The 12,521-nt window shown below is 38.3% G+C and carries 11 protein-coding genes; 3 read left to right on the top strand and 8 right to left on the bottom strand.

What is annotated here, in order from left to right:
• Positions 1-144: 144 nt before the first annotated feature.
• The 3 genes from RTR43_RS02815 to RTR43_RS02805 form a co-directional block, all read right to left on the bottom strand.
• A complete protein-coding gene (locus tag RTR43_RS02815) occupies positions 145-912 on the bottom strand; it encodes a cobalamin-binding protein (RefSeq protein WP_312469510.1) in 768 nt (255 codons plus the stop codon).
• A 59-nt stretch (positions 913-971) separates the two neighbouring features.
• A complete protein-coding gene (locus tag RTR43_RS02810; protein WP_312469508.1) occupies positions 972-1,562 on the bottom strand; it encodes a branched-chain amino acid aminotransferase in 591 nt (196 codons plus the stop codon).
• Positions 1,563-1,695: 133 nt separating this feature from the next.
• Entirely contained in the window at positions 1,696-3,222 is a 1,527-nt protein-coding gene (locus RTR43_RS02805; protein WP_312469506.1) for a DHA2 family efflux MFS transporter permease subunit, read from the bottom strand.
• Positions 3,223-3,405: 183 nt separating this feature from the next.
• Between RTR43_RS02805 and RTR43_RS02800 the strand changes: the two genes are divergently transcribed.
• The gene (locus RTR43_RS02800) at positions 3,406-4,302 is read left to right on the top strand and encodes a TetR/AcrR family transcriptional regulator (protein WP_312469505.1); all 897 of its coding nucleotides are present in this window, start codon (positions 3,406-3,408) and stop codon (positions 4,300-4,302) included.
• Between the two features lie 58 nt (positions 4,303-4,360).
• Here RTR43_RS02800 and RTR43_RS02795 read toward each other — a convergent pair whose 3' ends face one another.
• Both RTR43_RS02795 and RTR43_RS02790 read right to left on the bottom strand, forming a co-directional pair.
• Positions 4,361-4,747: a hypothetical protein gene (locus tag RTR43_RS02795; RefSeq protein WP_312469502.1), complete on the bottom strand. Its 387-nt coding sequence runs from the start codon at positions 4,745-4,747 to the stop codon at positions 4,361-4,363.
• 123 nt (positions 4,748-4,870) lie between these two features.
• A complete protein-coding gene (locus RTR43_RS02790) occupies positions 4,871-5,341 on the bottom strand; it encodes a PaaI family thioesterase (RefSeq protein WP_396954525.1) in 471 nt (156 codons plus the stop codon).
• Between the two features lie 143 nt (positions 5,342-5,484).
• Between RTR43_RS02790 and pepF the strand changes: the two genes are divergently transcribed.
• Together pepF and RTR43_RS02780 are read left to right on the top strand one after the other, a co-directional pair.
• Positions 5,485-7,299: an oligoendopeptidase F gene (gene pepF / locus RTR43_RS02785; protein ID WP_312469499.1), complete on the top strand. Its 1,815-nt coding sequence runs from the start codon at positions 5,485-5,487 to the stop codon at positions 7,297-7,299.
• Between the two features lie 304 nt (positions 7,300-7,603).
• Positions 7,604-9,286 carry a hypothetical protein gene (locus tag RTR43_RS02780; protein ID WP_312469497.1) on the top strand — a complete coding sequence of 561 codons (1,683 nt, stop codon included), beginning with the start codon at positions 7,604-7,606 and terminating at the stop codon, positions 9,284-9,286.
• 61 nt (positions 9,287-9,347) lie between these two features.
• On the opposite strand, the gene RTR43_RS02775 is transcribed toward RTR43_RS02780, so the two are convergent.
• The 3 genes from RTR43_RS02775 to RTR43_RS02765 all read right to left on the bottom strand — a co-directional run bounded on the left by RTR43_RS02775 (position 9,348) and on the right by RTR43_RS02765 (position 12,276).
• Entirely contained in the window at positions 9,348-9,851 is a 504-nt protein-coding gene (locus RTR43_RS02775; RefSeq protein WP_312469495.1) for a bifunctional metallophosphatase/5'-nucleotidase, read from the bottom strand.
• Positions 9,763-11,109 (bottom strand): metallophosphoesterase, encoded by a 1,347-nt coding sequence (locus RTR43_RS02770; protein ID WP_312469493.1) that lies wholly within the window; start codon positions 11,107-11,109, stop codon positions 9,763-9,765. Before RTR43_RS02770 ends, RTR43_RS02775 begins: the two co-directional genes overlap by 89 nt.
• A 183-nt stretch (positions 11,110-11,292) precedes the next feature.
• Positions 11,293-12,276 (bottom strand): VanW family protein, encoded by a 984-nt coding sequence (locus RTR43_RS02765; RefSeq protein ID WP_312469492.1) that lies wholly within the window; start codon positions 12,274-12,276, stop codon positions 11,293-11,295.
• Between the last annotated feature and the right edge of the window lie 245 nt (positions 12,277-12,521).

Genomic DNA, 12,521 nt, shown 5'->3' with positions numbered 1-12,521 from the left:
TTTTATACCCCTACAGGTATTTTGTAAAGATATTTTTAGATTAGTAAAAACTTCATTTTGGAAAATTGTCTGCACCTACTTTATTCTAAAGTGAGTTAATTAAGATTGTTCATAAATAAAAACCTTTGCTTATGCAAAGGCTGTTTATTTATGTAATAACGTAAACAACTTCTCTAATCCTTCAAGTAGTCTTGGTGATGGTCGACAATATAGTTCTTCCTCAAGAATAAGAATTTGATCATCATTTGAGAATTGAAGTTTTTCGAAACCAGGTCTTTTTTTAATGATACTTTTTTGAACCTTTTCCTTTCTCACTCCTACCCAGGCAAGACAAATAAAATCTGGATTCCGACTTAGAACATCCTCCCAATTCGTCTGAACACTTGCTAATTCAACCTCATGAAAGATGTTTACTGCTCCGGCAGCCTCAGAAATCTCTGTAAGCCAGTTTGTTTTTCCTGGTGTAAAAATCGGCTTTGGCCACCATTCCCAATACAAAGTAGGCCGCTTTTTAATATTTGCACTTTGTTGTTTAACCTTTTCAATCCTCGTACGAAAATGTCGGGCCGCCTCCACCCCACGTTCTTCTTTCCCAAGCGCTTTCGCAGTTATGATGAGGTCCTGCTCTATATCTCTTAGTGTTTGCGGATTTAAAATTATATTCGGTATGCCTCGCTCCTTTAAAGCTTCAATGTTTTTTTCCATACCTGGCACACTTAATGAGGCAAGGACTATGTCCGGTTGTAATTGCTCAACAAGATCCATGTTTATCGATAAGTCGGGACCCAGCTTTGGCAAACTGGCAATGGTCGCTGGCCAATTCGAAAAATCATCCACACCTACCAATAAATGTGTTAGTCCTAGGTATTCCATGATTTCTGTATTGCTGGGACACAAGGATATAACTCTCATCTTTCAAACTCTCCCTTTTGTTAAAATCCATTCTATTTTATGTGGTCAAGAATATCATTTTATTTCATATTTTTTTCCACTGCTTCAACTAGCTTAAATAAAAAATGGTAAATTAATTGGTAGGCTTCCCCAATTGTAATATCCTCCTGAAATCCCTCCACATAATTCAAGGCAAAATTTAAATTCCATAATCCGTCATCAAGACTAAACATTAAATCAAATTTCGATTCATCTCCATGTAAATGGGTATTCAAATTATCCTTTAACGATATATCAAATTTTTTCTGCAGCTTTAAACCTAGCATAACGTCATAAGTCCCGAATACGTCATCAAACTCTAAAGAGACTGCCTCAACATCAATCAAATCAAACCATTGTGACTCCAAATAAATAAATTCATTTTTATGCTTTTTCAGGTAATCTAGTGGTTGGGTTAGAAACACTGAAGACTCATTCCTAATAATATTTTCTGATAATTTATCACAACGCTCAATATAAGCATCGATGTATCGAACGTTAGGTTCCTTAACATCAAATTGGATAGCTTCAGCAAGCTTGTTTTTTTCTATATACTCTTTTTCTTCTTTAAAAATGGATATCCCTTCTCCGTTTTGCTCTGATATGTATTGTTTGATATGATTCTTTAACATCACAAAAATCCTCCTTCGAAATTTATCTTCTATTAATAATAGTTTTTTTCTGTAAAAAAGCAAATTTGTTAAACTTACCTCCCTCAACAAACAAAAAAAGAGGTAACCAAATATCGTCACCCCTTTACTTCTATTAATTTCCTGCTAATTTTGCTATCTTTTTAGCAGTCGGTTTTACTTCATTTGTATCTTCGATTTGTTTCGCCCGTTTAATAAAGAATGAAAGGATAAGCGCAACAGCAGCTATACCGACTGTCACCAAGAAAGCATCATTAATTCCTTCTAACATTGCTTTCATCATAACTTGCTGTTTCATTTCTGCTATTACTGCAGGTGTTGGTTGTTTTGTTAAGTGCTGCATCGCAGCTTTTCCTAACTCAGTTGCATGTGTTGTCGTACGGTTTGACATAATTGTTACCAATAACGCCGTACCAATCGCTCCAGATACCTGTTGCAAAGTACTGTTCATCGCTGTTCCATGTGGATAGGCACGAGCTGGCAACTGGTTTAAGCCATTTGTCGTAACTGGCATATTCACCATTGACATCCCAAACATCCGCACAGAGTATAAAATAATTAGGTGTGTATAGGTTGTATGAAGCGTTAATTTGCTAAAATAATAACTCGTTACCATGGTAATTGTTAATCCAATAATGGCTAATACCCGACCGCCAAACTTATCAAATAATTTCCCGGTAATCGGCATCATAATGGCCATTAAAATCGCACCAGGCAACATCATTAAGCCCGCATCAAGCGGCGATATACCGCGAATCGTTTGCACATAGATAGGCGTTAGCAGCATTCCAGAAAACATAGCCATTGTAACAACCATTGAAATTACCGATGATAGGGCAAACATTGGATACTTATAAATCCTGAAATTAAGCATAGGTCTTTCTTGCTTTAATTGCCGGATAATAAACACCACTAAAGCAATAACCCCGATGATAAGCGTCCCATATACTTCTGGACTATCCCAACCTTTTTTACCAGCAGAACTAAATCCATACAGGATACCACCAAAACCAATGCTTGAAAGTAAAAGTGAGAATATATCAAGTCGGATATCAATTTTTTCTTTTTTATCTTTAAGTAAGAAGAAGCCAATTAATAGTACGACAATGGCAATCGGTGTAACAAAATGGAAAAGCATTCTCCAATCATAATGTTCAATTAACCATCCGGATAATGTCGGTCCAACCGCAGGGGCAAACATGAGAACTAAACCAAATACCCCCATTGCTGCTCCTCGTTTTTCTATTGGGAAGCTAACTAACATAACATTCATTAATAGCGGCATCAAAATGGCAGATCCTGCGGCTTGAATCATCCTCCCCACTAATAAAACGGGAAACACATGGGCAAAGCCTGCAAGTATTGTCCCGATAGTGAATAACATCATCGCAGCTAAGAAAAGTCGTCGAACAGAATATTTTTGAATTAAAAATGCAGTAGCCGGAATCAGTATTCCGTTTACTAACATAAAACCTGTTGCAAGCCATTGAACGGTTGATGCTTCAACCTTTAAGTCTTTCATTATCGATGGCAGTGCAATATTTAATAATGTGTTGTTAAGCATTGCAATAAAAGCACCGATCATTAGCACAGCAATAATCCCGTACGGTGGACGAGCAGTTTTTTTTATCGGCTGTTCCATTGTTTTCCCCCTTGTAAACTCATTGTTCAATTTTTTATCCCACTATTCCATAATTACATATCATATACTCCTGGTACAATTTTTGCAATAAAAAAATCCTGTAATTTATGGATTTGTAATGATACAAAATATAAGGTAAAATATATTTATACAGGTAGTACAATATGAAATCAAGGTGATTGTATGAATGACCGTAAACAGCACGTTGTCAAAATGGCCCATCAATTATTTATTGATAAAGGTTTTCAGGCTACTTCCATTCAGGATATATTAGACTATAGCGGCATTTCAAAGGGTACATTTTATAATTATTTTTCTTCAAAAAGCGAATTAATGATCGCCATTTTCAAAATGACCTATGCTGATTTAGAAAAACAACGAAATGAATTACTTATCGGGCAAGATCGAACTGATATTGAGATTTTTATTAAGCAAATTGAATTGCAATTAAAGACAAATCGTAAAAATAAATTAATTACCCTTTTCGAAGAAGTTTTGGTTTCCAATGATATTGACCTTAAACAATTTATCGATCAAGGCCGGATAAATAATATCCGTTGGATTTACGAGCGTCTCCTCGACATCTTCGGAGAAACTAAAAAACCCTATTTGTTAGATTGTGCCATTATGTTTATGGGACTTCTACGTGACAACATCAAGTTTTTCCATATCGCACATGATACAAATGCGAATATCGGACAAGTCGTCCGTTATAGTGTGAGGCGCTTGGTAAATTTGGTAGATGAATTGGCGGAAACAGATGAACAATTAATTCAGCCTGAGCAGTTAGAAAGCTGGCTTCCTGATTGTAGGAAGCCAGATCAAATATTCCAGAAAAAACTCCACCATTCTATCTATATGATGAAAAATTTACTACGTCATAACGAGGAACAGTCGAAATACATGGAATTGTTAGACTTTATTGAAGAAGAACTATTAGACTCGAAGAGCCCACGGAAATTTCTGATTGAAAGTGCTCTTCTTTCGCTGAAGGCTGTTGATGGATCGGTCTGGGAAAAAGAATGGGAACCCTTAGAGAAATTAGTCGAGGATTTTTTCAAGTCAGAAGATGAAAAATAAGAAAAATGACCCCTAATGCAAGTGGATTAGGGGTTTTTTAGTTCTGATAATGTATGTATTAGTTGAAAAATGCCTTCTGAATCTCCCAAATAAAATAATTACTTGAGAATTGTCTGACCTCTACAACTGCATCTTCACCATTTTTAGAAAAGATTAAACCGGAGCCCATTTGTTCTTGATACTTCCATCCTTTAGAGTTCATAAATTCTTTAACTACTTCATATCGATTATTGTCTGAATTTATTGATAGGTACCTATTTCGTTTTTCTGTTTTGGCAAACTGCACATATTCAGTATCAGAAAATTCCAGTTTCAAGGCAGATACAATCAAGGGTATTGGATTGCCCTCCTGAAAAAGTGCCGAACCAAAATTACTTACAATCAAACATGCCCCTAATACAAATACGGTAATCAGTGTAATCGTTATTTTCTTTATATGATCCATCCGTTCGCTCTCCTTAAAAAAAACAATACCTATTAATAAGACGGAACAGAGATGATTTTTGTTTCAAAATGGAAATTTTTTCTCAAAACTCTCTTCAAATCTGAAGCAAGTAGGATCTCCGGGTTATTCGTTTTTCAAAAAGGTACTTGGCATAACCACAGCGACGACTTCTCCACGGGCACAAAGAGTGTCATTCGCATATACTTCTGTCTCAACCTTAAATTTTTTCGGATGAATTTCCTGTACAGTTCCAATTGCTTTTAGAGCTACACCATTTGGTGTTGGCTTAAGGAAATTCACATTTAAAGAAGCTGTGACAAATCGAGGTGGTTCTACTCCCTCTCCTGGTTCATGTCCATTTTTCCGATGGAGTGCTAGAGCTGCCGACCCGGTTCCGTGGCAATCGATTAATGATGCCACAAGCCCGCCATAAACAAAGCCTGGAAGTGCAAGATGCTCTGGTTTAGGTGAATAAATCGTTATGGTCTGCTCCTCTTTCCAGCCAGTCCGAAAATGGTGACCCGCATTATTTAAGTGGCCACATCCATAGCACCAGGCAAAATCATCAGGATACTCATCTTGAATTGCTTTCATTACCGTTTCCTCCAATTACATTACCCCCTTTTTCTGAAAAGTATATCATACTTCTGAGAGGAGCGAGGCATTTGTTGACTTAATTTTCAAATAATATAAAATAATATTTAGTAAGACGAAAGATTGGATGGAGGAGATTGAGAATGACAAAAACAGTTGAAAAACGGCTTACTCGCTCTGAAATACCAGAGCACTTGACATGGAACCTAGTTGATTTATTTCCATCTGAACAGGCTTGGGAAGCTGAATTAGAGGTAATTGAACAAGAAATAGTTCAGGTTGATAGATTTAAAGGAACATTACATACTAGTTCGAGGGTTCTGTTAGATTGCTTATTGGCCCAAGAACAGCTATCGATGAGAATTATTAAAGCCTGGACATATGCGAATTTGAAACAATCCGCCGATGGTTCTGACCCAGTTAACCAAGCAAATTCAGCAAAATTATCAGCATTGCGTACAAAAAGTATCGCTGCATTATCATTTATCAACTCTGAGATTCTTGCTTTTGAGGATGGAGTGGTTGAAAAGTTCCTTCAGGAAGAACCTGAACTTGAGGCTTTCCGGAAAAACTTGATCGAACTTCTTGAATCCAAAAAACATAAGCTTACTGCGCAAACGGAAGAAGCACTAGCTGCTTTGGGTGAACTTCAAGGAGCGCCCTATCAAATCTATCAAATGACTAAGTTAGCTGATATGGAATTTGCACCAATCCTGGATACAGATGGAAATGAGCTTCCGGTTTCATTTGCCTTATTTGAGAATCGTTACGAATTTTCACCTGATACTGTTGTCCGCAGGAAGGCTTACGACTCCTTCGTTTCAACTTTAAAGCGATACAGAAACACAATCGCTGCATCATATGCAACAGAAGTCAATAAACAAAAAACCCTCGCCCGCTTACGCAACTATGAGTCTGTAACACATATGCTTCTTGAACCGCAGCAGGTAACGGTAGAAATGTATAACAATCAGATTGACATTATCTATAAAGAATTGGCACCCTATATGCGCCGCTACGCCCAATTAAAACAAAAGGTTTTAGGGTTGGATCAAATGCTTTTTTGCGATCTAAAAGCACCATTGGATCCGGATTTCAATCCGAAAACAACATATGAAGAAGCGAGTCAGGTAATCTTGGAATCTCTAAAAGTAATGGGACCTGAATACTGCGATATTATCGAAAGAGGTTTTAAGGAAAGATGGGTTGATCTATCCGATAATATTGGAAAATCAACCGGTGCCTTCTGCTCCAGCCCTTACGGTGCCCACCCATACATTCTGATTACATGGCAGAACAATATGCGCGGCTGCTTCACCTTGGCACATGAATTTGGCCATGCGGGACATTTCTATTTAGCTAATAAAAATCAAAGAATCATGAATGTTCGTCCGTCGATGTATTTCGTCGAAGCCCCTTCCACGATGAATGAAATGTTATTGGGTCAGCATTTGCTTGCCGGAACGGAAGATAAACAGATGCGTCGCTGGGTAATCCTGCAGCTCCTAGGAACCTATTATCATAACTTTGTTACTCATTTGCTTGAAGCCGAATATCAACGTAGAGTTTACGCTCTCGCCGAAGCTGGCAAAGCCCTTACAGCCAAAACATTAACCGAACTTACTGGAGAAGTTCTTGCTGAATTCTGGGGAGACACGGTTGAAATTGATGAAGGTGCCAGCCTGACTTGGATGCGCCAGCCGCACTATTATATGGGCTTATACCCGTACACCTACTCTGCCGGTTTAACGGCATCGACAGCTGTTGCGCAAATGATTCAGGAAGAAGGCCAGCCAGCCGTAGATAGATGGCTTGATGTGCTTCGTGCTGGCGGAACGATGAAGCCGCTTGAACTATTAAAGCACGCAGGCGTGGATATGTCGACTTCAGACCCAATCCGTAAGGCAGTTGCCTATGTTGGCTCACTGATTGATGAATTGGAACAATCATATCAATAAATAATATTTTTAGGTATTAGGCACCAATGGTGCCTGATACCTTTTTCTATGGAAAAGGGGCGGAGCGCCGCACAAATGAATCACTTTAACCAGTTAAAGTGAAATACCCATTTCACTAGACGAAAGATGTGAAGTCTAGCTCTGCTCTCACCGCCTTTATTAGGTGACTACGGCTTGTTCTCTAAATTTATTTCCATGGTTGGGTTGGGAGTTGAGGCTCATGATAGTTTTTTATGAAACTTTTCCATTTCCTTATCCGTATTATTACAGACCAAAACGAAAACATGATTGAGAGGGGCAAATTATGGGGAACATTTTTATATTCTCATTAATTATTGGAATCGCTTCAGCACTTGTTCTAATACCGATATATTGGAATGATCATTCAAGTAAGAAAAATGGCAAACAGCTAAAAATGGGAGCATTCATAACTGGGATTGTCATAGTAATGCTACTAGTATCTGCCTTCTATTATTTTAGTAATTTTGACAGAAATCTATCTTCTTTATGGCCGTTTGCAATTATCCTTACAGCCGGGGGAGCAGTATTTGCTAGAGGAAAGGAAAGAAAATTCAAAGCACTTCTCTTCATTGGAAGTCTTTTTTTAGGAGTTTACTTCCTAACCGCCTTTATTTTTAATGCTAATGAAAAATATGATCAGGCAAAAATGACGGATAAGGTAGAAATTAAGATTTTTGATGAAAAAGAAACACCTGCCAGTGTTCCACCACAATTTGCCCGCAACAAAATGAAAAAGGCATTTGGCCAAGTTCCCAATACTAGCTTCTATGAACTCGGGAATCTCCAAATTCAAAAGATAAATGGAGAATATGTTTATATTGCTCCTGTAGAGTTCTCGGGATTTTTCAAATGGTGGAATGGAAATGAGACTCCAGGCTATTTTTCTTTGAGCGCAACCGACTCTTCTGCTAATCCAAAATTTATTAAGTCAACAATGGTTTACACACCTTCTGCATATTTTAATAAAAATATTGAGCGTCATATTCGTATGAAATTTCCGAAGAAAATTTTTTATGGGGATGTACAGTTAGAAATAGATGAGAATGGAAAACCATATTATATCCGTTCCTATGGTGATTTTATTTCTGCACGGAATGGATTTTCGGCTAAAGGTATCGTTCTCGTTGATGCTAATACAGGTGTGACAAAGGAATATTCTTTATCTGCTATACCTGATTTTATTGATGGTGCCGTCTCACCTGAAGCGGTTAGCTTGAAAAACAGCTATTTCGGAAACTACATCCATGGCTTTTGGAATAGCAAATTTGGTAAATCCGACGTGAAGCTCCCTTCAGATGAAGGAACAGAGGCAAATGTAAGTCCGATTTTTGATGAAAACGGAGTCATGTACTATTTTACCGACTTCACTAGTCCTAAAAAAAATGTGGACTCGATGCTCGGATATTCCCTGACAAACGCAAGAACCGGAAAAGCGACTTACTATACCGGAAATCCTAGCGAATCCTACATGGATTCACAAGGTGCCTTGCAGATTATCGAAAAGAAATTTATTGAAAAGAAATGGCATGGAAAGATGTCGATTCTTTATAACTTTTACGGGGAGGCAAGCTGGCTGACACCGGTTCTTGATTCCAATGGCTTCTTACAAAATTACTTTATCGTCTCTGCGGCGAATCCAGAAATATCAGTGTATGGCATAACCCCAAATGAAGCGTTAAGACAATACAAAACGGCCCTGCAGCGTGGCCGAGGGACTGTCGACGGCAGCTCAAAAGCTGAGGAAAAGGAAATTTCAGGTACGGTATTGCGCGTCTATAAAGAAAAATCTGGTGATTTTACTGTTGTCTCCTTTTTCCTTGACAACCACAAGAACTATATTATCTCTTCAGAAAAAGAACCAATGGTTATCTATTTAAAGGAAGGAGATAAAGTAACCCTAAGCTATTTGGAAACAGGCGAAGACTTCCAGCCAGCGAAAAAGGTAAAAATCGAAAATTTCGAATAAAAAAGATAGGGTGTCAGGCACCATGTGAATTTTTCACATGGTGCCTGACACCCTAAATTATTCATTGAACTCTTTGAATTCTATTCTGAAGGCTATAGGTAAATGTTTTTTGCTGTGATGAGAGAAAATTGAGGAATGCTTCTAGGTCAGCTTGCCCTATTTCTTTGTTTTTCGCTTGGGTAAATACGGTAAATCCATCTCCTCCTCCAGAAAGGAAGATATTCACTGTTACCGAATAGGCTTTATTCGGGTCAATCTCTGAGCCATCAGGCAATTTGATGTTCAAGACCTTATCTCCCGGAGCTTTATTCGGATCCCACGTATAGCTGAAACCGGAAATTTGCAGCATTTGCGTCTTTTCTCCCCATTGCTGGTTCAGTACATCTCGAATTTGTTTACCTGTCATTGTCATTTTGACTAATTCATTATTAAAAGGTTGAACGGTATAGGCTTCACCCCAAGTTATATCACCAGCATCAATATCTGCTCTTATTCCGCCAGGGTTTGTCAACGCAAAATCTGTATTCATTTGCTTTCTTTGTGCATCCGCAATGAGGTCGCCCATTACAGATTTCTCCACTTTCATTTTGATTCGCTGTTAACTCTACCGTTGTCGATCCAATCACCCTGTTTATTATGGGGTCAACCTTCACTTCGTAACCTTCAATCTGCCGTTTTATTTCCTTGTCCGGTTCTATACCTTCCTGAAAGGTTGTCACAATTTCAGCCTGTTTTGAGACAATATCCTTTGTTTTTGGATCAATCTCAACATTTACATCAGCAAAGGCCGTTCCATAGGAATAGGCTTGGACAACTAATTTATTATTAATCATGGCATTCATATAGGCATGATTATGGCTGCCAAAAATAATATCCACTTCATCGTCCACCCGGTTCGCAATATTAACCAGCTGTCCTATCGGTTTTTCTCCATTTGAACCTGAAGTCCCGGGATTATGGGCTAAAACAACAATGGATTTAACACCTTGTTTTTTCAATTCGGCCACGTTCCGATTAATGGCCTCCACTTCATCAGTGAACTTTATTCCAACCACACCTCTTTGTACCACTAACCTAGGTGTTTCTGTAGTCACCACTCCGATAAAACCAATCGGCATTCCATTTACTTTGATTACTTTATAGGGAGGTAAAATGGTTTTTCCCGTTTTTCCATTAATCACATTCGCGACGATCCAAGGGAATATGGATCCTTTCCAGTTTCCTGTATTTGGATGTGTCCCCCCATGTATGAGGCGGAGAAGTTCACTGACACCTTCGTCAAACTCATGATTACCAGCTGTCCCAATAGTGAAACCCATCTTGTTCAGAAATTCGATTGTTGGCTCATCTTGTAAAAGTGCTGAAACTGGCGGACTTGCACCTACCATATCCCCGACTTGGACAAGAAGTGTATTCTTATTCTCTGCTTCCCTTTGTTTTAAATATGCAGCTAAATAGTCTACCCGGCCAACCGGTTTTCCATTTACTTTTCGAGTTACATTCAATTGGCCATGGAGGTCATTTATCCCTAAAAGCTTTACCTGTTTATACAGCTGATTCGGGGCAGGCGGTTTTACCTTTTTCTGCTTTACTTCCGGGCGGTGGGGTACAAAGTCGTGGTATTCTTTTGATAAACCAAAATCAACCTTTGGCGGCTTCTGTCTGCTTACTTGTACACTCTCCTTTTGAGATGTCAGTCTAATATTCCTGACTTGACTTTGATTCGAATCGTTAAAAAAACGAGCTGAAACACATCCATTTTCCACCCCTTCCATTAAGGAGAGGAAAGTGAAAGAAATTATTATCCTATATACCCACTTCATGCTTTTCCTCCTCCAATTTTGTAACCAAGCCATAGCTATTTTTTGCTATGAGAAAGAGGAATATTCATCTTTAAAGAACTGAAAAAGTTTTTCATTACACGCTTCGCAGAGAATTAACAAAAGGCTAAATCCGAACAGTTACCTGCTTTGGATTCAGCCTCTAAAATCAATTCCCTTTTTTTACTATTTTTGATAAACTAAGGATGTCCTTACCTCAATTTTTAACGTCCCATTTCCATATATAGTTTTTATTAAAAATGGGACTCCTGTCGTGTTTTTAAACTGAAAGTCCGGTCCCCCATAGGAGACTGTTGCATCCCTTCCTGGAGACACATAGCCGACAGACAAGGAATGATGATGCTTTTCAACATAACTAACGCTGAGCTGATCAACGGCATTAAACAATGTCGAAGAAGTCTGGCAAATTCCTCCGCCAACTCCATCGACTAATTTCTTATTGACAATTTCTTTCGCAATTTGATATCCATGAGCGGAATCACTAGGTCCCACAGTTGAATTAAATGAAAAAACATCCCCGGTTCCGACAATGATATTATTTATTGCTTGTGCTGACAGTTCGATATTTTTCGACCTGCCCACAACCGCGCTATTAAATCTGGTGGTAAAGGAAGCGATGGCCACCTCTCCTAAATGATCGATATCCTCCTGATTATAACCACTTTCTGTCATATACAAAGGCAGTTCAATATCTCCACCCACTGGCGATGCCTCCATCACCTTTTCAACCAACTCAGATTCCTCTAAAATAATTTTGGGCTTTCCTTTAATGATCTGGCCATTTGCATCTATTTTATCTAGAATCATCCGTTGGTCAAATCCAGGTCTTTGATCAGTCCCCCGCGCAAGCCCCTTTGCCCACTTTTCAATTTCCTTTTTATAGGTTTCATTATCAGTTCCAAACCCCATATCCACTGGAAGAAAAAATTTTATAATATCCTTTGTTTTTGGGTCTAACACATGAATCACTATTGGCTTTGGTTCCTCTTCCTTCTTGGGCTCTTCTAGTGGCTGTTTATCGGGCTTCTTCTGAGGTTTAGTTACATTTCCTTCAAATATCTTATCCTTTGCAGTCTTTTCCGTACACCCTGCCACACCTATTAAACTACAAATGAATAAAATAGAAAAAACCCATGTCCGCTTCACCATTTTTCCCAACTTCTCCTCTTATTCTATATTCAATGATGCAATAATAAAGAATACTTATGAGAAAATACTCCCACTCACATATCCTATTCAAACCGGCATGTCAACATTACTAATGTTTCTTATTGAAAAATAAGAACTTATTCCTGTTGTGGTGTTAATTTATTGTAAATACTATGTATTACTGGAAAATTAGTTCTCAACCTATCCCTTTTTCCAGTAATATTTAATGAATCATGGACAGCGGG

The organism is Neobacillus sp. (assembly GCF_031988165.1).
Taxonomy (GTDB): Bacteria; Bacillota; Bacilli; order Bacillales; family Cytobacillaceae; genus Neobacillus; species Neobacillus rhizosphaerae.
This window is presented reverse-complemented; position numbering and strand designations above follow the sequence as displayed.